Annotated in this window: 16 protein-coding genes and 1 riboswitch; of the genes, 9 read left to right on the top strand and 7 right to left on the bottom strand. The window is 72.7% G+C overall.

Annotated features, from left to right (window positions below):
- Nucleotides 1–77 precede the first annotated feature (77 nt).
- Nucleotides 78–800 (top strand): DUF6882 domain-containing protein, encoded by a 723-nt coding sequence (locus tag CJ226_RS01925; RefSeq protein WP_102208153.1) that lies wholly within the window; start codon nucleotides 78–80, stop codon nucleotides 798–800.
- Between the two features lie 80 nt (nucleotides 801–880).
- On the opposite strand, the gene CJ226_RS01920 is transcribed toward CJ226_RS01925, so the two are convergent.
- The gene (locus CJ226_RS01920; RefSeq protein WP_102208152.1) at nucleotides 881–1759 is read right to left on the bottom strand and encodes a bifunctional methylenetetrahydrofolate dehydrogenase/methenyltetrahydrofolate cyclohydrolase; all 879 of its coding nucleotides are present in this window, start codon (nucleotides 1757–1759) and stop codon (nucleotides 881–883) included.
- Nucleotides 1756–3030: a serine hydroxymethyltransferase gene (gene glyA, locus CJ226_RS01915; RefSeq protein WP_062635962.1), complete on the bottom strand. Its 1275-nt coding sequence runs from the start codon at nucleotides 3028–3030 to the stop codon at nucleotides 1756–1758. Before glyA ends, CJ226_RS01920 begins: the two co-directional genes overlap by 4 nt.
- Before the next feature lie 38 nt (nucleotides 3031–3068).
- Nucleotides 3069–3153: riboswitch (ZMP/ZTP riboswitch) on the bottom strand.
- Between the two features lie 117 nt (nucleotides 3154–3270).
- Between glyA and CJ226_RS01910 the strand changes: the two genes are divergently transcribed.
- The 6 genes from CJ226_RS01910 to CJ226_RS01885 all read left to right on the top strand — a co-directional run bounded on the left by CJ226_RS01910 (nucleotide 3271) and on the right by CJ226_RS01885 (nucleotide 10579).
- Complete coding sequence (locus CJ226_RS01910; protein ID WP_102208151.1) at nucleotides 3271–4782, top strand: family 20 glycosylhydrolase; 1512 nt, start codon at nucleotides 3271–3273, stop codon at nucleotides 4780–4782.
- Nucleotides 4779–5951: an N-acetylglucosamine-6-phosphate deacetylase gene (locus CJ226_RS01905; RefSeq protein ID WP_102208150.1), complete on the top strand. Its 1173-nt coding sequence runs from the start codon at nucleotides 4779–4781 to the stop codon at nucleotides 5949–5951. Before CJ226_RS01910 ends, CJ226_RS01905 begins: the two co-directional genes overlap by 4 nt.
- A gap of 507 nt (nucleotides 5952–6458) precedes the next feature.
- Nucleotides 6459–8423, top strand: coding sequence for a sigma-70 family RNA polymerase sigma factor (locus CJ226_RS18580; RefSeq protein WP_062635958.1), 1965 nt, complete (start codon nucleotides 6459–6461; stop codon nucleotides 8421–8423).
- Nucleotides 8424–8432: 9 nt separating this feature from the next.
- On the top strand, nucleotides 8433–8804 hold the full coding sequence (locus tag CJ226_RS01895; protein ID WP_025103799.1) for a YrdB family protein: 372 nt from the start codon (nucleotides 8433–8435) through the stop codon (nucleotides 8802–8804).
- 10 nt (nucleotides 8805–8814) lie between these two features.
- Nucleotides 8815–10179 (top strand): FAD-binding oxidoreductase, encoded by a 1365-nt coding sequence (locus CJ226_RS01890; protein WP_062635956.1) that lies wholly within the window; start codon nucleotides 8815–8817, stop codon nucleotides 10177–10179.
- A complete protein-coding gene (locus CJ226_RS01885) occupies nucleotides 10172–10579 on the top strand; it encodes an NUDIX domain-containing protein (RefSeq protein ID WP_102208149.1) in 408 nt (135 codons plus the stop codon). Before CJ226_RS01890 ends, CJ226_RS01885 begins: the two co-directional genes overlap by 8 nt.
- Nucleotides 10580–10588: 9 nt before the next feature.
- On the opposite strand, the gene nagB is transcribed toward CJ226_RS01885, so the two are convergent.
- The 5 genes from nagB to CJ226_RS01860 all read right to left on the bottom strand — a co-directional run bounded on the left by nagB (nucleotide 10589) and on the right by CJ226_RS01860 (nucleotide 18102).
- On the bottom strand, nucleotides 10589–11368 hold the full coding sequence (gene nagB, locus CJ226_RS01880) for a glucosamine-6-phosphate deaminase (RefSeq protein ID WP_025103796.1): 780 nt from the start codon (nucleotides 11366–11368) through the stop codon (nucleotides 10589–10591).
- Nucleotides 11361–12326 carry an ROK family protein gene (locus CJ226_RS01875; RefSeq protein WP_102208148.1) on the bottom strand — a complete coding sequence of 322 codons (966 nt, stop codon included), beginning with the start codon at nucleotides 12324–12326 and terminating at the stop codon, nucleotides 11361–11363. Before CJ226_RS01875 ends, nagB begins: the two co-directional genes overlap by 8 nt.
- Nucleotides 12327–12357: 31 nt before the next feature.
- Entirely contained in the window at nucleotides 12358–13545 is a 1188-nt protein-coding gene (locus CJ226_RS01870) for an ROK family transcriptional regulator (RefSeq protein ID WP_102208147.1), read from the bottom strand.
- 79 nt (nucleotides 13546–13624) lie between these two features.
- Nucleotides 13625–16894: a family 20 glycosylhydrolase gene (locus tag CJ226_RS01865; protein WP_102208146.1), complete on the bottom strand. Its 3270-nt coding sequence runs from the start codon at nucleotides 16892–16894 to the stop codon at nucleotides 13625–13627.
- Nucleotides 16885–18102: an alanine racemase gene (locus tag CJ226_RS01860; protein ID WP_102208145.1), complete on the bottom strand. Its 1218-nt coding sequence runs from the start codon at nucleotides 18100–18102 to the stop codon at nucleotides 16885–16887. The genes CJ226_RS01865 and CJ226_RS01860 overlap by 10 nt, the downstream gene beginning before the upstream one ends.
- Before the next feature lie 25 nt (nucleotides 18103–18127).
- On the opposite strand from CJ226_RS01860, the gene CJ226_RS01855 reads away from it, so the two are divergent.
- Nucleotides 18128–18532, top strand: coding sequence for a RidA family protein (locus CJ226_RS01855; protein WP_025103791.1), 405 nt, complete (start codon nucleotides 18128–18130; stop codon nucleotides 18530–18532).
- 115 nt (nucleotides 18533–18647) lie between these two features.
- Nucleotides 18648–20135: a L,D-transpeptidase family protein gene (locus CJ226_RS01850; protein ID WP_257996448.1), complete on the top strand. Its 1488-nt coding sequence runs from the start codon at nucleotides 18648–18650 to the stop codon at nucleotides 20133–20135.
- Nucleotides 20136–20207: the final 72 nt, after the last annotated feature.

Here is a 20207-nt window from a genome sequence, read left to right as displayed (position 1 = left end):
CCGCGGCCGGAATGGGGCCATGTGCGCGATTCGAAGCGGAGTGGCGGATTCATAGCAATCCCGGCGAGACTGTGAGCATGACCTTCCCCCCGCTGCAGCCCCTGGCCGACCGTGCCGCCCTCTTCACCGCGCTCCGCCAGGACGCCCTCTCCGCGGCCGCCGCCGCACTCGGCGAGCACCGGTGGGACGCCGACCTCGCGGCGGGGACGCTGACCTTCACCGCGAACGACGACCCGACCCGGCAGCTCGTGACCCGCGCGCACCTCATCGCCACGATCGCCCCCGGTCCCCGCTCGCTGCTGTGGGCGTGGGCGCATCCCCAGGGCGACCCCCAGGGTGTCGCGGCGCAGCTCCGCGCGTACGGCGAGCAGCACGGGATCGCCGAGCTCACCGCCCCCGAGGTCCCGTTCCCGGCCGATGCCGCGGGCGACGCGGACTGGATCGCCCGCGCGGCGCACACGATCGGCGGCGTGGCGGTCGAGCTCACCGGGCGCTCCCCCTACTACTCGGCCCCCGTCGACGGCGGCACCCGCGCGGTGTTCCTGCTCGACGCCCCGCTCGCCCCGCTCACGGTCGCCGACACGGTGGCGGCCCTGCCCCGCACCCTCGCGCAGACGTCCCTCCCCGACGCCCGCACGGCGGTCTGGGACCTCGCGCGTCTCGCCGGCTGGACCCTCACCTGGACGGACGAGTCCTTCTCCGGCGCCACGGTGACGGATGCCTCGGGCACCGCGACGATCCGCTTCGACGAGCAGGCCCGGATCAGCGGCGTGGAGAGCTCGCTGCACGGTCAGGGCTGAGTCCGCAGAATCGCACGAACGCCGCAGGTATCCCCGGGATCCCTGCGGCGTTCGCGTGAATCTGCGACGCGGTGCGGAGGTCAGACCGTCCGCTCGGCCGCCTCGACGACGTTGGTCATGAGCAGGGCGACGGTCATCGGCCCCACCCCTCCCGGATTCGGCGACAGGTACCCGGCGACCTCGGCGACCTCGGGAGCGACGTCACCGAACACGAGGTTCTTGCCGGTCTCCGGATCGGTCTCGCGGGTGACCCCCACGTCCAGCACCGCGGCTCCCGGCTTGACGTCCTCGGCGCGGATGAGGTGCTTGACCCCCGCGGCCGCCACGATCACGTCGGCCTCCCGCAGGTAACGCGGCATGTCGACCGTGCCGGTGTGCGTCAGCGTAACCGTGGCGTTGAGGTCGCGACGGGTCAGCAGCAGCCCGATCGACCGCCCGATCGTGACACCGCGGCCGACGACCACGACGTGCTTGCCCGTAAGGTCGTAGTCATTGCGCAGCAGCAGCTCGATGACCCCGCGCGGGGTGCACGGCAGCGGCGTGTGGATCGGCGCGTTGACGTTGAGGACGAGGCGCCCGAGGTTGGTCGGGTGCAGCCCGTCCGCGTCCTTCGCCGGATCGATCCGCTCCAGGATCGCGTCGGTGTCGAGGTGCTTCGGTAGCGGCAGCTGCACGATGTACCCGTGGCAAGCGGGATCGGCGTTGAGCTCGTCGATCAGCGCCTCGACGTCGGCCTGGGTGGCGTCGGCCGGCAGCTCGCGCTGGATCGAGTTCATCCCGATCGCCTCGGACTGCCGGTGCTTCATGCCCACGTAGAGCTGCGAGGCGGGGTCGGCTCCCACCAGCACCGTGGCGATGCCGGGGGTGACGCCCTTCTCCTTCAGCGCGGCGACCCGCTCCGTCAGCTCGGCGCGGATCTCGGCCGCCGCCGCCTTGCCGTCGAGGACGACCGCGGTCACTGCTGCAGGTCCGGGTAGAGCGGGAAGGCCGCGGCGAGCGCGTCCACGCGGGCGCGGAGCGCCTCGATGTCGGCACCGGGGAGCAGCGCGAGGGCGATGATGTCGGCCACCTCCGTGAACTCGGCGTCGCCGAAACCGCGGGTCGCGAGCGCGGGCGTGCCGATGCGCAGGCCCGAGGTCACCATCGGCGGACGCGGGTCGTTCGGCACGGCGTTGCGGTTCACGGTGATGTGGATGTCGTGCAGGAGGTCTTCCGCCTGCTTGCCGTCGATCTCGGCGTCGCGGAGGTCGACGAGCACGAGGTGCACGTCCGTCCCGCCCGAGCGCACCGCGATGCCGGCGTCCTTCACATCCTGCTGCGACAGGCGCTCCGCGATGAGCTTCGCCCCGCGCAGCACGCGCTCCTGGCGCTCCTTGAACTCCGGCGTGCCGGCGAGCTTGAAGGCGGTCGCCTTCGCCGCGATCACGTGCATGAGCGGACCGCCCTGCTGGCCGGGGAAGACCGCGGTGTTGATCTTCTTGGCGAGGTCGGCGTCGTTGGTGAGGATGAAGCCCGAGCGCGGGCCGCCGATGGTCTTGTGCACGGTCGAGGAGACGACGTGCGCGTGCGGAACCGGGTTGGGGTGAAGACCTGCCGCGACGAGACCGGCGAAGTGCGCCATGTCGACCCAGAGGATCGCGCCCACCTCGTCGGCGATGGCACGGAACGCGGCGAAGTCCATCGTCCGGGGGTACGCCGACCACCCGGCGATGATGACCGTGGGCTTGTGCTCGATGGCGAGGCGGCGGACCTCGTCCATGTCGATCGTCGAGGTCTCGGCGTCGACCCCGTAGGCCACGATGTCGTACAGGCGGCCGGAGAAGTTGATCTTCATGCCGTGCGTGAGGTGGCCGCCCTGGTCGAGCGAAAGGCCGAGCAGGGTGTCGCCGGGGCGGGCGATCGCGTGCAGGACCGCGGCGTTCGCGGACGCACCGGAGTGCGGCTGGACGTTCGCGAACTCGGCGCCGAACAGGCTCTTGGCGCGGGAGATGGCGAGCTCCTCCGCGACGTCGACCTCCTCGCAGCCGCCGTAGTAGCGGCGGCCGGGGTAGCCCTCGGCGTACTTGTTGGTGAGCACCGAGCCCTGCGACTGCAGGACCGAGACGGGGACGAAGTTCTCCGAGGCGATCATCTCGAGGAAGGTCTGCTGACGCTTCAGCTCGCGATCGAGGACCTCGGCGATCTCCGGGTCGACCTCGGAGAGCGGGGCGTTGAAGTAACGGTCGGTCATGACGTGCTCCTTTTGACGACGGATTCGAAAAGGGTGTTCCTATCGGCCCAGGCGCGCGGTCGAATTCCGTGGTCAGTCGCTCCCCGGTGGTTGTCCACCCAGACGCCAGTCGCGACGGTTACGAGCATAGCCGATGCGAGCCGCCACGCACGCGGCCGTTTCGGTCATCGTGCCCACCGTCTGCAGAATCGTTTCGATCCCCCTGTTCCCTTGCGGCGTTTCGACGGCTAGGTTTTGTTCATGGTCCTACCTCTTGATCTGCCCCTCGTCCCTGCTCCGGTGTCCGCGAAGGCCAGGGAGGGACGTCTGCCGCTCGCCGCGACGACGCGCGTGCTCGGCACCTCCCCCGCCGCCGGACAGCTGATCGACGCCGTCGAACGCCGCACCGGCCTCCGCCTCACCGCGGTGGACTCCGGCCCCGCCGAGATCGAGCTGTTCGTCGACGCGGCCTCCTCCGCGCCGGAGGGCTACACGCTCGAGGTCGGCGACCGCGCCATCCTCATCGGCGCCGATGAGGCGGGGCTCTTCTACGGGGTCCAGACGCTGCTGCAGCTGCTCCGGGAGGACGACGCCGGCTGGGCGCTGCTCCGCGCCGACATCGCCGACGCCCCGCGCTTCGCCCGCCGCGGCGTGATGCTCGACGTAGCGCGGCACTTCTTCGGCGTCGACGACGTGAAGCGGCTCATCGACAGCACCAGCGCACTGAAGTTCAACCACCTGCACCTGCACCTCACCGACGACCAGGGCTGGCGCGTGCACATCGACTCCTGGCCGCTGCTCACCGAGCGCGCCGCCGCCACCGCGGCCGACGGCGCCCCCGGCGGCTTCTACACCAAGGACGACTACCGCGAGATCGTGGCATACGCGGCGGCGCGCCACATGATCGTGATCCCCGAGGTCGACCTCCCCGGCCACACCCACGCGATCGGCGTGGCCTACCCGGAGCTGGTCGAGGCCCCGGTGCTGAACGACGCGCTGGTCGCCCAGTCCGAGCAGCTCGGCCAGCCGCTCCCTGTGGCCGGAGAGCCCTACCTGGGCTGGGGCGTCGGGCACTCCAGTGTGCGCATCCACGAGGAGGAGACGTACCGGTTCGTCCGCGACGTCGTCCGCGAGCTCGCCGAGATGACCCCGGGGCCCTACATCCACATCGGCGGCGACGAGTCCCTCGGCACACCCCAGGCCGACTTCGACCTCTTCGCGGAGCGCGCGACGGCGATCGTCGTCGAGGAGGGCAAGACCCCGGTCGCGTGGCACGAGATGGGGTCGGCGGCCGGCATCGCCCGCGGCACGATCGGGCAGTACTGGGGCATGACGACGCCGACGGGCACGCATGCCGAGGAGGCCGCGCACTTCGTCGAGCGCGGCGGAGCCCTCATCATGTCGGCGGCGGATGCGACCTATCTCGATATGAAGTACACGGCCGAGTTCCCGCTCGGACTCACCTGGGCCGCCATCATCGACGTCCGCCGCGCGTACGAGTGGGAGCCGACCGCCGTCCTTGACGTGCCGGACGAGGCGATCCTGGGGATCGAGGCGCCGCTGTGGTCCGAGACCACCCGCACGCTCGACGAGGTGGAGCAGCTCGTGTTCCCCCGTGCCGCCGCGCAGGCCGAGATCGCCTGGTCGCCGCGCGAGGGCGTGGGCCGCACGTGGGAGTCCTTCCGCGCCCGGGTCGGCACCCTCGCGCCGCTGTGGAAGGCTGAGGGGGTCGATTTCCACCCCGCCCCCGAGATCCCCTGGAGCGCCCGTTGAAGACCCTCTCCTCCGCGACCGGTTCCCTCGTCATCCACTCCGCCCGCCTCGTCGATCACGGGGAGATCGTCGAGGACGGCTGGGTGCGCATCGAGGACGGCGTCGTGGCGTCCCGCGGCTCCGGAACGGACTGGGAGCCCGCGACGGAGGTCGTGGACGCGACCGCCGTGGCGGGCGCGGGCGCGCTGCTCACGCCGGGCTTCGTCGACATCCACGGTCACGGCGGAGCGGGTGCGGCGTACGACGACGGTGTGGACGCCATCCGGACCGGGCGGGATCTGCACCGCGAGCACGGCACCACCAGGGCCGTCATCTCGCTCGTCACGGGCACGATCGACGACCTCGCCCGCAGCGTCGGCCTGATCGCTGCCCTGACCAGGACCGACCCCGACGTCCTCGGCTCGCACCTGGAGGGCCCGTTCCTCGACCCCGGGCACCACGGCGCCCATGAGCCCTCGCTGCTGCGGCACCCCGTCCCGGCCGACGTGGCCCGTCTGCTGGATGCCGGAGAAGGCACCGTCCGTCAGGTCACCATCGCGCCGGAACTCCCCGGCGGGATCGACGCCGTCCGTCAGATCGTCGCGGCGGGTGCCGCGGCCGCGGTGGGGCACACCGACGCCGACGCCGCGATGGCCGTCGCCGCCTTCGAGGCCGGCGCCTCGCTGCTGACCCACGCCTTCAACGCGATGCCCGGCATCCACCACCGCGCCCCCGGTCCGGTGCTGGCTGCGGCCGCCGACCACCGGGTGATCCTGGAGGCGATCGCCGACGACGTGCACCTCGACCCGCACGTCGTCAAGCTCGTGTTCGACGCGGCGCCGCAGCGCGTGGCGCTCATCACCGACGCCATGGCCGCGGCCGGGAGCGCCGACGGCACGTACGACCTCGGTGCGGTCAAGGTCACCGTCGAGAACGGCGTGGCCCGCGCCGACGACACCGGCTCTATCGCCGGCTCCACCCTGACCCAGGACGTCGCGCTGCAGCGGGCGGTGGCGGCGGGCGTGCCGCTGCCGGAGGTCGTGCGGGCGCTCACGGAGACCCCGGCCCGCGCGATCGGACGTGACGCCCACCTCGGCGCGCTGCGCCCCGGCCTGCTCGGCGATGCGGTGCTCCTGGACGCGGAGCTGCGCGTCGCGCGGGTCTGGACGGGACCGGCGCTGCCCGCCTAGGACGACAGCGCTCCGCGCGACGCGCAGCACTGCGGTCTCCGGTCGATCGGACAAGACGGTGTCACCGGACTCCCCAGATCGGTGACGTGCGTCTCGCAGGTGTGGGAGTGGTGGGCCGCCGTTCTCCCCAGATCGGCGGCCCATTCCCTCCCGCTCGAGCGGGCGGGGCCGGGAGCTCCTCCCCCGAGGATCCCGACCCGCCCACTGGTGCAGTACCCCCCGCACCAGCGCCGGAACTCCGCCCCCCGGTGGAGTCCATTTCGGCTGTCTCTACGGGATGAGACGAGGGCCGGCCCGGTTCATTACGCGGTTCTCCGAAAAAAGTTCAGAAAGTTCTTCCCGGGCATCACCGCCGGGGCGCCGAGGCGTCCCCGAGCATCTGCTTCGAGTCCGTCCCGGGGCTGGCCAGCATGCCGATTTCGCGAGACAATGGAGGGACCGCGTAATGAAAGACGCCTTCTCGCGTCTCTCCTCCTGGGGACGGTTGTGTGCCCCGGGACCAGATGGATGACCGTGCACCGAGAGAACACCACACCAGACGACACCATCGGCGATGCCGACCTGATCCTCCGCGTCCGCTCCGGCGACAAGGGGGCGTTCGGCGAACTCTGGAGGCGGCACTACCCCTCCGGGATGGCGGTCGCACGGTCGGTGACCTCGTCCATCGATCCGGACGACCTGGTGCAGGAGTCCTACACCCGCATCTACCAGGCGATCCTCAAGGGCGGCGGCCCCAACGGCTCGTTCCGCGCGTACCTCTTCACGAGCATCCGCAACACCGCGGCCGCCTGGGGACGCGCGCGCCGCGAGACCGCGATCGACGAGCTCGACACGGTCGCCGACCCGGACAGCACCGAGCACGCCACGAACGAGGCGCTCGACCGCAGCCTCACCGCTCAGGCGTTCCGCAGCCTCCCCTCGCGGTGGCAGGAAGTGCTCTGGTACACCGAGATCGAGCAGATGAAGCCCCAGGAGGTGGCTCCGCTCCTCGGCATGAAGGCCGGCGCGGTGTCGCAGCTCGCCTTCCGCGCCCGCGAAGGGCTCCGCGAGGCGTGGATCCAGGCGCACCTGCGAAGCGCGAGCCCCGGTTCCGAGTGCCAGTGGACGATCGAGCATCTCGGCGCCTATTCGCGCGGCAACCTCGCCACCCGCGACCACCGTCGCCTGGAGCTGCACCTCGACGAGTGCGCGCGCTGCATGATCGTCGCCGCCGAGGCCAAGGACGTCTCCAAGCGCCTCGCCCTCGTGCTGCTCCCGCTCGTCCTCGGCGCCACCGGCGCCTCCGGGTACCTCGCCGCCCTCCAGGGCGGTGCGCCGGTCCTGGCGGTGGCGGGCGCGGCGTCCACCATCCCGGGCGCGGTGTTCGTCGGCGACGGCGGTATCGGACACGCCGCGGCGGCCACCTCCGGTGCCGGCGCCGCGGGTTCGGGAGCCGGCTCCGCCGGCGGTGCGGGCACGGGCGCGAGCACGGGCGGCGTCTTCACGGGCATGGGCGCCGTCGTCGGCGCCGGGTCGGCGGCCCTCGTGGTGGCCGGAGTCGTCGCCGCGGCGGCCATCGTCCCCGGGCTCGCGGGCGCGAATCCCGCGACCTCTCTGCCGAGCGCCTCAGACACCGATCCGTCGTCGATCGCGACCGACATCGCCCCGGACTCCTCGCTCGACCTCGACGAGCCCGTGGTCATCGAGACGCCGGATGCCACGCAGCCGCCGTCTCCCCCCGCCGAGGAGGAGACGGCCCCGCCGGTGTCTTCGGAGGCCGGACCCGATGCGGCTCCTGCCGCCCCCGTGGCGGTGCCCGCGCTGCCCGAGGCCCCGCAGCCACCGGCCGCTCCCGCCGGTCCTGGCGCCGCGCCGGAGCCCGAGTCCCCCTCGCCGGAGACCGAGGTCCCCCCGCTCCCGACGGAGCCGCCCACGTGGAGCGCAGCGGATTTCTGGCTCGACGAGGATCTGCACTGGCATTACCTCGTGCCGGTGGCGGGCACGCCAGGGCTCATCGTGCAGGCACTCCTCGGAGATGATGAGGACGGCCCCCGCGTCGTCCTGGGCGAGGACGGCACGGCCACCATCGAGCTCCGCCCGTCGCACTTCGAGGTCCTCATCGCCCCCCTCGTGCCGGTGACGTTCCGCTATCTCTTCCCGGGTGACGAGGTCGGTCCGTCGACCGTCACCACGCTCTACGACCTGCAGCCCGAGGCCGCAGGCGCGGACGAGCGCACGGTGGCCACCGCTCCTGTCGAGCAGACGGCGGTCGTCGAGGAGCCCGCTTCGATCGAGGCACCGACGGCCGCCGCCGAGGAGTCCGCGGCCCCGGCCGACGAGACCACCACGATCGTCGAGGCCACCCCGGCTGAGACCGAGCCGACGGACCCCGCCCCGGCACCTGAGGCGGCCCCGGCCACGCCCGCTCCGAGCGCGGGCGCGCTCGTCGAGGAGGCCCCGACCCCGGCCGAGGACGCTCCGGTCGCAGAATAGACTGGACGCATGACCCCGGATTCCGCCCCTGTCGCCGGCGTCGACCGTCCGGCCCTCACGGCCCTCGACATCGTGCGCGTCGTCGTCCTCATCGCGGCGATCGCCTCGCTCGCCCTGTGGGGGTTCGCGAGCTGGGACCTGCCGTGGAACATCGTGATCGGCGTCGGCGCCCCCGTCGTCGCCCTCCTGCTGTGGGCGCTGTTCCTCTCCCCGCGCCCGGTGCTCCGCGTGCACCCCTTCCTCCGCGCGGTCGTCGAGCTCTTCATCTACGTCGGCGTGACCATCGCGTGGTGGTCCATGGGCCAGGCCCTCATCGGCACGGCCTTCGCGCTGGTGGCCGTCGTCGCCGGAGTCCTCAGCGGACGCCGCGCTCTGGCATGAGCGCACGGTCGTGAGCGTCGTCTCGCTGCTCCGCGACGCCCTCGGGGCGCGCGTGGACGTCAGCGAGCAGGCGCGGCGCGAGGCCAGAGCCGACCGCTCCGGTCATGCCGCGGTGGGCCTCCCCCTGGCCGTCATCCATGCCGAGAGCGTGGACGACGTGCAGCAGACCCTGCGCATCGCCACGGCCACGCGCACGCCCGTGGTCGTTCGCGGTGCCGGGACCGGGCTCGCCGGGGCCGCCAACGCCGGTGAGGGGGAGATCGTCCTCTCCCTCCGCCGGATGGACGCCGTCCTCGAGGTGCGGCCGGACGACCTCCTCGCCGTGGTCGAGCCCGGCATCCTCAATGCCGACCTCAACGCGCACCTGGCGGCCCAGGGACTCTGGTGGCCGCCCGACCCCGCCAGTCGCGACATCTCCACCGTCGGCGGCAACATCGCGACCGGAGCCGGCGGACTGCTCTGCGCGAAATACGGCGTCGTCCGCGATGCGGTCCTCGGCGTCGATCTCGTCCTCGCCGACGGACGCCTGCTCCACCTCGGGCACCGCAGCGTGAAGGGCGTGACCGGGCTCGACCTCACCGCCCTCGTCGTGGGGTCGGAGGGAACGCTCGGCGTCGTCGTCGGGGCCACACTCAAGCTGCGCCGCCTGGTGCCGGGCGAGACCTGCACCGTGACGGCGACCTTCCCCGGCGTCCGGGCGGCGGCCGCAGGCTCCGCGGCCGTCACCGCCGCGGGGATCCAGCCCGCGATCATGGAGCTCATGGATGCCGCGAGCCTCGCCGCCGTCCACGCCCTGCTCGCCCTCCCCGCGCCGACCCCGGGCGCCGCACAGCTGACGATTCAGACCGACGGCCCGGCCGCGCGTGCGGAGGCGCACGCCATCGCCGCGATCCTGAGCGCCCACGAGGGCGTCCCCGTGGTCTCGCACGACCCCGTCGAGGGCGATCGCCTGCTCGCGATCCGGCGGTCCATGCACGCCGCGATGGCGTCGCTGGGAACCACCCTCATTGAGGACGTCTCGGTGCCGCGGAGCGCCATGCCCGCGATGTTCGACGAGATCGCCCGGATCGAGCGCCAGTTCGACATGGTGATCCCGACCGTGGCCCACGCCGGCGACGGCAACCTGCACCCGAACTTCATCTTCGAGGGTCCGGAGACCCCGCCGCAGGTGTGGGCGGCGGCCGACGAGCTCTTCCGCGCCGCGATCCGGCTGGGCGGCACCCTCACCGGCGAGCACGGCATCGGCGTCCTCAAACGGCGCTGGCTGGCTGACGAGCTCGGCGACGACCAATGGCGCCTCCAGCGCGACATCGCCGCGGTGTTCGACCCCCTCGGCATCCTCAACCCCGGAAAGGTCTTCTCTCCCGATGCCTGACATCCACGTGAGCGCGGCTGTGATCGTCGATGCGGAGGGGCGGGTCCTCGTCGTCCGCAAGCACGGCACCACCCGCTTCATGCAGCCCGGGGGCAAGCCGGAGCCGGGCGAATCCCCCGTCGAGACCCTCATCCGCGAGCTGCACGAAGAGCTCGGGCTCGAGCTCACGGAGGCCGACCTCCGGCCCCTGGGGCGCTTCGTGTCGGCGGCCGCCAACGAGCCGGGGCACCGCGTGGTGGCCGACGCGTTCTCGGCCTCGGTCGATCCCGGCGGGGTCCGCGTGCAGGCCGAGCTCGCCGAGCTGCGCTGGATCACCCCGGAGGACGCCGCGGCGCTCCCGCTGGCCCCGCTGAGCGTCGAGCATCTGCTGCCGCTCGCGTGGCCGGCCGGAGCGCGCTAGCGCCTCGGATCAGATGCCCTGCCAGGCCGGCTTGTTCGCGAACGTGTAGCGGTAGTAGTCGGCGAGCTGCAGCTTCGACGCGGCGGCCTCGTCGACGACGATGGTCGCGTGCGGGTGCAGCTGGATGGCCGAACCCGGCAGCAGCGCGGTGAGCGGCCCCTCGACCGCACCGGCCACGGCCTCGGCCTTGCCCGCGCCGAACGCCAGCAGCACGAGGTGACGCGCTTCCAGGATGGTCCCCAGCCCCTGCGTGATGCAGTGCATCGGGACGTCGTCGATCGAGTCGAAGAACCGGGCGTTGTCCTCCCGGGTCTGCTCCGTCAGGGTCTTCACCCGGGTGCGGGAGGCGAAGGAGGAGCCGGGCTCGTTGAACCCGATGTGCCCGTCGGTGCCGATGCCGAGGATCTGCAGGTCGACCCCGCCGGCCGCGGCGATGGCCGCGTCGTAGTCCTCACCCGCGTGCTGGATGGTCGCCTCCGCGCCGTTCGGCACGTGGATGCGCTCCGGGTCGAGGCCCAGCGGCTCCACCACCTCGCGGGTGATGACCGAGCGGTAGCTCTCCGGGTGGGAGGGGTCGATCCCGACGTACTCGTCGAGCGCGAAGCCCCGCACCTGGGAGACGTCCCGGCCCGCGAGGCGGCTGCGGAGAGCCTGGTACACCGGCAGCGGCGTGGATCCGGTCGCGAGTCCGAGCACCGCGTCGGGGCGGCGGTCGATGAGCTCGACGATCTCGGTGGCGACCAGGGCGCCGGCGGCCTCGGCATTCTCGACGATGACGACCTCAGCCATGCGGAACGATCTCCTTCTCAGAAATGGATGCGCCCACCAGAGCGGCGCCGAAAGCGGCGGCGGGGGAACCCGCGGGGAGCAGTTCGATTCTCTCATCCAGCCGCAGGGACTTCAGGAACGGTGACGCCTGCGCGCCCGCGTGCAGGGCCGCGCGGATCCCGTCCGCGAGCCGGCCACCGAGCGCGGTGAGACCGCCGCCGATGACCACCGTCTCGACGTCGGCCGAGAGCACGAGCACGCGCACGGCCGCCGCGGCCCCGAAGAACAGGTCCGCCTGCAGGGCGAGGGCGTGCGGATCGCCCGCGTCGGCTGCCTCCACGATGTCCTTGACCGGGAGCGCGCCGGGGCGTCCCCAGGCCTTGGCCAGCGCCCCGCCGCCGCAGAACGTCTCCACGCAGCCGCGCTGTCCGCAGCCGCACAGACGCCCGCGGGGGTCGACGGAGAGGTGCCCGACCTCGCCCGCGGTCCCCCGCGCCCCGCGCCAGATGCGGCCGTCGACGACGATGCCGGCCGCGACGCCGGTGCCCAGGTTCAGGTAGGCCATCGATCCGGCGACGTCGCTCAGGACGGCGGCGCCGAGCGCGGCCGCCTTCACGTCGTTCTCCACCCGGAACGGGACGCCCAGCGCCTGCTCGGCGCGCGCCGCGAGGTCGAGGGATTCCACGCCGAGGTTCACGGCGTGCAGCACACGCCCGGTCTCCGCCTCCACGAGGCCGGGGATGCCGATGCCGGCGGATCCGACGGCGGACAGCGGCAGCCCGCTCTCCTCGGCGAGCGCGGCGACGGTCGAGACGATGCTGTCGACGACGGCGTCCTCTCCCCACCCGGTCGGGCGGCGGAGGCGGGCGAGGATCGTCCCCGCCGGGTCGACGGCGACGGCGTCGATCTTCGTGCCGCCCACGTCGAGGCCCACGCGAAGGGGCCGACCGGCGCGGTCGGCGGAGGCGGGGACGATCATCGGATGCCGTTCCCGGTCATGGTCGCGGAGGTCACGACACCCCCAGCTGCCCGGAGAGCACCATCACCGCGGCGCCCCGGAGCACGATGTCGTCCTGGCGGGTGAGCCGCACCATGACGTCCTCGAAGACGCCCTCGAGCGTGCGGGCGTGGAGCGTCTCGACGGCGGCGTCGATGAGCGTGCCGTCCAGCAGCTCGGCGGGTCCGGAGAGCACGACCTCGGACAGATCGAGGGCGGCGACGATCGGGGCGATCGCGATCGCCATGCGGGTTCCGGAGTCGCGGAGGATCTCCTCGCGCGCGGCCGGGTCGGCGTCGAGCGCCTCATGCATGCGGCTCACGCTCAGCCAGGCCTCCAGGCAGCCGATCTTGCCGCACGCGCAGCGCGGGCCGCCGTCCGTGCCGACGACGACGTGACCGATCTCCCCCGCCGCGAAACGGCTGCCGAGGAGCGGCTGGCTGCCGGTGATGAGCCCGGCACCCACGCCGCGGCCGATCTTGATCAGCATGAAGTCGGCTTCCGCCTCGCCGAACGTGTACTCCGCGAGCACGGCGGCGTTGGCGTCGTTGCGCGCCAGCACGGGGAGGTCGAGCTCGGCGCTGAGCTTGGCCTCCAACGGGAAGTCGGTCCAGCCGAGGTTGGGCGAGCTGAGGACGAGGCCGTCCGGGCGCACGACACCCGGGGTGCCGATGCCGACGCCGAGCACCGGCTGCGTGGCGATCTCGACGAGGGTCTGCGCGAGGCCGCGGAGGGCGTCGTAGGCGGCATCGCCGTCGGGCGTCGCGGGACGCGGAACCTGACGCCGCTCCAGCACGTCGCCGTCGAGGCTGAGCACGGCGCCCTCGAAGGCGGTCGGACCGGACAGGTCGAGTCCGATGATCTGATGCCCCACGCGGTCGATGTCGATGAGGATCGGCGGCTTACCGGGGCCCACCGCCTCGCGGACGCCGATCTCGACGACGATGCCGTCGGCGATGAACTCCGCGACGAGGTCGGAGATCGTGACGCGCGTGAGGCCGGTCTCGCGGGAGAGGTCGGCGCGGCTCATCGCCCCCGAGTGATAGAGCGTCTGCAGCACGAGGGCGCGGTTGTGACCGCGCGCGTGCTCGGGGAGCACCTTGGTGCGCGAACGGAGATGCCGCGCGGGGCCGAAGGCGTGCGCGTTCGCGGCGACGAAGTCTGTCGTCGCCGCGGGGCGCTGATCATCCGAAACGGACATGTTTGTTAGTAGACCTTACGAACAGGAATTGTGCAACTGTACCGCGCGATTCCGCGGGCAGGGTTACCGAAACGTGACATCATGCCGACCGCGGATCCTCGTCAGCGGCTCGGCGGAGCAGGCGCTCGACGAGGCCGGCGACGATCGCCTCCCGCGTCTCCACGGTCATGGGCTTGCCGGGGACCCCCGGGCGCCGCTGCTCGGGCGACGGACCGTCCAGCGGACGATACCCCACCCCCGCCGCGGCGAGGCGCCGCAGGTGCGTGGGCAGCCGCCGCGCGAAGTCGGCGAACGGGGCGGGCTCTCCCCCGTCCCAGAGCCGCTCCGCGATCGCGGCGAGACGCGGGAACATCGCGAAGTCGACCCGGTCCCTGCTCGGCAGGTGCTCCGTCCACACGTTCGCCTGCCCGCCGACCGCCCCCTCGACGACCTGGAAGGAGTACGCGCGCTCGATGGTCAGCGGCGGACCGACGCGGATGGGCTCCTCGGTCGATTCCGACTGCGGGTAGTCGAGGTAGACCTCGAGATCCGGACACCCCACGACCGGGATCCCCCGGCGCAGCGCCTCGCGCATCGCGACCGGTCCGCGCCAGGCGAGGATGCGGACGCCCTCGGGCACCTCGCCTTCCAGCACCTCGTCCCAGGCCAGCGCGGTCCGACCGCGGCGGCGGACGTGGTCGACGAACTGCGCCGTGAACCACGGCTGCACGTCGTGCGCCGTGGCCAGCCCGAGCTCCTGCATGCGCGCGGCAGCGGCCGCGCTCTCCGCCCACTCGGTCACCGGGACCTCGTCCCCGCCGATCCCGATCCACGGGGACGGGAACACGTCGCACAGCGCGTCGATGGCGGCACGGCCGAAGGCCAGCGCCTCCGGGGTCGGCGCGAGGGTGCGGGCGTTCACGCCGAAGCGCTCCCACGGCCCGGTGGGCGGCGTCCCGATGTCGAGATTGCCGAGCTCCGGATAGGCGGCGAGCGCGGCCTGGATGTGTCCCGGCAGCTCGACCTCGGGCACGAGCGTCACGAAGCGCTCCTCCGCGTACCGCACGAGGTCGCGCAGCTCGACGGAGGTGTAGAAGCCCTCGTGCACGCCGGGCTCGACCGTGGCCTCCGGTCCGTGACCGCGTTGGGTGGCCGCACGCCGCGCGCCGACCTCGGTCAGACGCGGGTAGCCGGGTACCTCGAAGCGCCAGCCCTGATCGTCCGTCAGGTGCAGGTGCAGGATGCTGAGGTGGTGATCGGCGAGCAGGTCGATGAGGCGACGCACGTCCTCCGCAGGGCGGAAGTGGCGCGCCACGTCGAGCATCGCACCGCGCCAGGCGGAGGCGGGAGAGCCCTCCCAGCGCCCGGCCGGGATGATCGCGGGGAGGGCGGGGTCGTGGTCCGGGTCGCGGAGCTGCCGGAGCGTGGTCGCGCCGCGGAAGACTCCTTCCGGCGTCGCCCCCGCGATCTCGATCCCGGAGGCCGTCACGATCACCCGGAAGGCCTCGGCCCCGTGGCGCCCCGCGGTGGAGGCGGCGGCGCCCAGCTCTTCGTCGATCACGAGGCGGATCGCGGGCAGGGTGTCGTCCGCTCCCCCGCCGCCGAGCCGTGCGACCGCGGCCGCCAGCTCCGGCGCGCCGAGGATCGGGGTCGAGGGCGTCCACCGGAAGCCCGGAGCCAGCGAGTCGATCTCTGCGGCGATGTGCGGCACCGTCGCCCGCGGCGCGGACGGAGACATCCGCAGCGCACGACCGGCGACGGCACCCGTGGGGTTGCCGTCGATGACGACCGGCACACCGCCGACGAGCACCTCATGCACGCCCTGCGGCGCGCCGTGCGGGTCGTCGAAGGTGGCTCCGGCCGCGATCGTCGCGGGATCGAAGAGCACCAGGTCGGCGGTGGCGCCCTCGCGGATCACGCCGCGCGGTGCGTCGCCGCGGTCGAGGCCGAGGCGGGCGGCCGGGTTGCCGGAGAGATGACGCACCGCTTCCTCGAGGCTCAGCACCCCCAGCTCCCTGACGTAGTGCCCGAGGTAACGGGGGAACGTGCCGCGGCCGCGCGGGTGCGGGCGCGCGCCGATCAGGATGCCGTCGCTGCCGCCGGAGTGCCGCGGGTGCCGCATGATGGCGCGGACGTTGTCCTCGTCGCCGATGTGCATGAGCACGCCCGTGGCGCCGGCATCGGCGAGGATCGTGTCGATCACGACGTCGACGGCGCGCTGCCCCGTCTCCGCCGCGATGTCGGCGATCGTCCGGCCGACGAGCCCGGCCAGATCGGGGTGGGCGGTCCCGGAGATCTGGATCGCCGACCAATCCGCCGCCTCGCCGTGGAATCCGTCGCAGCCGATCTCCTCCAGCTCGACCCGGACCGCCTCGCGCCCCTCGGCGTCGAGGGCTGCCAGGACGCCGAGCAGGTCGCCGGTCGCCGCCAGCCTGCTGGGCAGGAGCGCGGCGAGGGTCGTCGCCCCCGGGAGATAGGGGTAGGTGTCCAGGGTCACGTCGACGCCGTCGGCCGTCGCCGCGTCGACGAGCGCCAGCAACTCGGCGGCGCGACCGCGGTTCGGGGCGAAGTTCATGGTCGCGTGGGTGAGATGGACCGGGCACCCGGTGCGGCGGCCGATCTCGATGGCCTCGCGATACGCGTCCAGCGCCGCCCGCCCGTAGCTGCGGGTGTGCGGCGCCCAGTAGCCGCCGCGCTCCGCCACCACCCGGCAGAGGGCTTCGAGCTCCGCGGTGTCGGCGTACATCCCCGGGGTGTAGGTCAGGCCGCTCGACATGCCGAAGGCCCCCGCGTCCAGGGCCTGCCCGAGAAGGTCGGCCATCTCCGCGATCTCGGCAGGGGTCGCCCGGCGGTCGTCATGTCCGACCACCATCATCCGGAGGTTGCCCTGCGGCACCAGAACCGCGGCGTTGGCCACCGCGGCAGCGTCGATCGCCTCCAGGAAGTCGTCCATCGACCGCCACGGGACCTCCGCCGGCCGCCCGTTCCAGCCCGCGATCTGGGCAGGGATGACGGCGGCGGTCGCCTCGTCCAGCGGCGCGTAGCCCAGGCCGTCCTGCCCGAGCACCTCGGTCGTGACCCCCTGCCGGATCTTGGCGTCGTGCGCGGCGCCCTGGAGCACCGCGAGGTCGCTGTGCGCGTGCATGTCGATGAAACCGGGCGCCAGGACGAGGCCGGACGCGTCGACCTCGACCGCGCCCTCTAGCAGCTCGAGCGTCGCCCCGTCGCCGTCGCGGACGACGGCGACGACCCTGGCCCCCTCCACCGCGACGTCCGCGACGAAGCGCGGGGCACCGGTGCCGTCGACGACGGTCGCCCGACGATAGACGCGCACCAGGCCGGCGGTGGCCTTCTCGGCGCTCAGAAGCATGTCGCCACCGCGTCGATCACCCGGGGGTCCTCGGCGTCGGGGTCGTCGATCACGGCGACGACGCGCCATTTGTCGAACGCGGTGCACGGATGAGAGAGACCCAGCCGCACGACCTCGCCGACCGCGACGGTCGCCCCGTCGGCGAGCCGGAGGAAGGCGTGCTGGTCGTTCAGGGCGGTCACGGCGCCGGCGACCGACTGCGGCACCGGGAGGTCGATGTCGAACGGCACGTCCCGCCGCCCGGCGTCGAGCAGGGCGAGGCCGGGTTCGGGCTGGGAGACCACTCGCGACCACGCGTGCATCGCGGACCGCAGCGGAGCGGTGTCCGTCAGCGGACCGAACGGCGACATGCGGGAGTAGAAGCCGTCGTCGTGGATCTGGAACGCACCGGAGCGCAGCACGACCTCGGCGTCCCCTCCCGCGGCGCCGAGGACCGCGGCGACGCGATCGGGGAAGGAGCTGCCTCCCGCGCTGAGCACGGGCCGGAGGTCGTCGGGGTAGTCCAGTCGGTGATGCAGTTCGACGAGCGTGGCCAGGAAGCCGTCCACCGCGGCGACCGAGGCCGCGGAGCGGTCGGGACCGAAGGGCCCCTCGTAGCCCGTCACTCCGGCCAGGCGGAGGCCAGGAGCGGCCGCGATCGCCGCGGCGATGCGCTCGCCCTCCGCCACCGTCCGCGCGCCCGTCCTGCCCTGCGCGCCGCCGAGCTCCACGAGCACGTCCAGCGGTCGCGGGGCGCCGGCGAGGGCGTCGGCGAGGATCGCGACCCCGGCGAGGGAGTCCGCGCCGCAGAGGATCCGCAGGCCCTCGTCGGCAGCGAGCATCGCTCCGAGCTCGCGGGCCGCGGCGCCGTCCGTCACTCCGTTGGCGATGAGCACCGTCGGCACACCGGCGTCGACGGCGACGCGGGCCTGCCAGGGCGTGGCGACCGAGATCCCCCAGGCTCCGGCATCGAGCAGCCGCTGCCAGAGCGCGGGCGCCATGGTCGTCTTGCCGTGGGGGGCGAGGCGGACGCCCTCGCGGGCGGCCCAGCCGAACACCGTGTCCTCGTTGTGCGCGATCGCGTCGGCATGCACCGTGAGCACCGGGGTGCCGAGGTCCGACAGGCGCAGACCGGCGGCGCCGACCTCCGACAGACGCAGCCCCGCCGCGTGGGCCGGGAACCCCTTCGCCCAGGCGCCGAGGACGGGATCCGGAATTTGTAGAGGCATCTAACAAGGCTACTAGGCTGGCGGCATGACCGCGAAGACACGAGTTTCCACCGACGCCGCCCCCGCTCCCGCGCACACCTTCTCGCAGGGCGTCCGCAAGGGCCCGATCGTCCAGGTCTCCGGCCAGGGCCCCGTCGACCCGCAGACGAACGAGTACCTGTACCCGGGCGACGTCGCGGCGCAGACCACCCGCACGCTCGAGAACGTCAAGGCCATCGTGGAGGCCTCCGGCGCCACGTTCGACGATGTCGTGATGCTGCGCGTGTACCTCACCAAGCGCGAGGACTTCCCGATCATGAACGAGGCGTACGGCGCATTCGTCGAGGCCCACACGACCAGCGGCGTGCTGCCCTCGCGGACCACCGTCTTCACCGGACTTCCCCGCGAGGAGATGCTCGTCGAGATCGACGGGCTCGCCGTCGTCGACTGACCTCCGACACCCCAGGCGAACGGGGAGGCACCTTATCAGGACCGTTGCCTCCCCGTTACCAGCCATCCCGTACCATGGACGACAGGACACGTCGAGACTGCGGGGGGTGTAGTTCGTGACCGATCTGATTTCCACACCGGGCACTGCGACGGGGGCACAGCCCGACGATGCGACACCGACGAGCGTCCTGACGCCGGAGGCGACGACCGACACGGTGCCTCCGCAGACCGGCGAGCAGCCCCTGGCCTGGGCTCCCGTCGAGCCCGCCCCGAAGAAGCGCCGCCTCGGCCTGTGGATCGGTCTCGGCCTCGGCGTGGTCGCGCTCGGTGCCGGCGCCGCCTCGATGATCCTCATCGCCCCCGGCACCACCGTCGCGGGCATCCCGGTCGGCTGGATGACCCCCGGGGCCGCCGCCGATGCGATCAGCTCCCGCCTCGCGCAGACCGAGGTCACGCTCACAGGCGAGGGCGACGACGCCGTGCTCACGGGCGCCGACCTGGGCGCGACCGCCGATGCCACCGCGCTCGCCGACGCCGCGTTCTCCGCGCACCCGATGTGGAACCTCGGCGCGTGGATGGGCGACCCCGTGCCGGCCGACATCGTGCTCGACCAGGAGACCGCCGCCGCGGCTCTCCGCAGCGCCGTCCCCGGGAGCTTCGTCGACCCGGTCGACGCCGGTGTCGTCTTCGACGCCGCGACGGGGGCCTACACCGTCACCCCGTCCACTCCGGGAACGGGCATCGACGTGGCCGATCTGAACGCGGCCTTCGTCGAGGCCGTGGGCGACGGCCGCACGACGTTCGAGTACCCCGGCGGTCCGGCCGAAGCCGCGCCGGCCGTGTCCGACGACGACGCCACGGCGACGGCGACCACGCTCAACACCATGCTCTCGACGATCGGCTTCTACGTCGGAGAGGAGCGGACCGTCCCCGTCTCCCCCGAGGTCGCGGCCTCCTGGCTGACCGTGGTCGACGACGACGGGCAGCTCCGCATCGAGGCCGACCCCGAGGCGATCCAGGCCACGGTCGACACGCTGCCCGCCGCCGTGGACCGCGCGCCCGTCAACGCGACCAACATCGTCGACTCCGCCGGTACGGTGCTGCGCGCCGAGAAGGAGGGCGCCACCGGACGCGCGCTGGGCGACACCTCGCAGATCGCCGACCAGTTCGCGACACAGCTGGCCGCGGGCAACGGGGCGTTCGCTCTCCCGGTCAGCGAGACCCCCTTCGAGACGACGAATCTGTTCCGTCGTGCCGAGATCGACCTGAGCTCGCAGCGGGCGTACCTGTTCGAGAACGACAAGGTCGTGCAGTCCTGGGCGGTGTCCACCGGTCTCCCGGGGACTCCGACACCGACCGGCAACTTCAAGGTCTTCGCACACACCGCCATGCAGGACATGGGCTGCTTCGAAGGGGCGCCGTACTGTACCGAGGACGTGCCCTGGATCACCTGGTTCGCCCCGAACATCGGCTTCCACGGCACCTACTGGCACAACAACTTCGGCAACCGGATGAGCCACGGCTGCGTCAACCTCCCGGTCGACCTCGCCAAGTACGTCTACAACTGGTCCCCCGAGGGTCTCGAGGTCTCTGTCCACAACTGACCCGGAGCCCTGCACCGGGCGAAGCCGGCTGGGGAAGACAGCAGAAGGGGGCGGATGCCGCAGCATCCGCCC

It is taken from the genome of Microbacterium sp. UMB0228 (genome assembly GCF_002871415.1).
Lineage (GTDB): Bacteria > Actinomycetota > Actinomycetes > Actinomycetales > Microbacteriaceae > Microbacterium.
Note: the sequence above shows the minus strand (reverse complement) of the source record. Positions and strands in the feature narration are given on the sequence as shown.

Excerpts from the sequence above, each read along its gene's own strand:
- CJ226_RS01925 (WP_102208153.1), top strand. The coding sequence starts at position 78 with ATGACCTTCCCCCCGCTGCAGCCCCTGGCCGACCGTGCCGCCCTCTTC.
- CJ226_RS01860 (WP_102208145.1), bottom strand. The coding sequence starts at position 18,102 with ATGCCTCTACAAATTCCGGATCCCGTCCTCGGCGCCTGGGCGAAGGGG.
- glyA (WP_062635962.1), bottom strand. The coding sequence starts at position 3,030 with ATGACCGACCGTTACTTCAACGCCCCGCTCTCCGAGGTCGACCCGGAG.
- CJ226_RS18580 (WP_062635958.1), top strand. The coding sequence starts at position 6,459 with ATGACCGTGCACCGAGAGAACACCACACCAGACGACACCATCGGCGAT.
- nagB (WP_025103796.1), bottom strand. The coding sequence starts at position 11,368 with ATGGCTGAGGTCGTCATCGTCGAGAATGCCGAGGCCGCCGGCGCCCTG.
- CJ226_RS01870 (WP_102208147.1), bottom strand. The coding sequence starts at position 13,545 with ATGTCCGTTTCGGATGATCAGCGCCCCGCGGCGACGACAGACTTCGTC.
- CJ226_RS01855 (WP_025103791.1), top strand. The coding sequence starts at position 18,128 with ATGACCGCGAAGACACGAGTTTCCACCGACGCCGCCCCCGCTCCCGCG.
- CJ226_RS01875 (WP_102208148.1), bottom strand. The coding sequence starts at position 12,326 with ATGATCGTCCCCGCCTCCGCCGACCGCGCCGGTCGGCCCCTTCGCGTG.
- CJ226_RS01910 (WP_102208151.1), top strand. The coding sequence starts at position 3,271 with ATGGTCCTACCTCTTGATCTGCCCCTCGTCCCTGCTCCGGTGTCCGCG.
- CJ226_RS01865 (WP_102208146.1), bottom strand. The coding sequence starts at position 16,894 with ATGCTTCTGAGCGCCGAGAAGGCCACCGCCGGCCTGGTGCGCGTCTAT.
- CJ226_RS01885 (WP_102208149.1), top strand. The coding sequence starts at position 10,172 with ATGCCTGACATCCACGTGAGCGCGGCTGTGATCGTCGATGCGGAGGGG.
- CJ226_RS01895 (WP_025103799.1), top strand. The coding sequence starts at position 8,433 with ATGACCCCGGATTCCGCCCCTGTCGCCGGCGTCGACCGTCCGGCCCTC.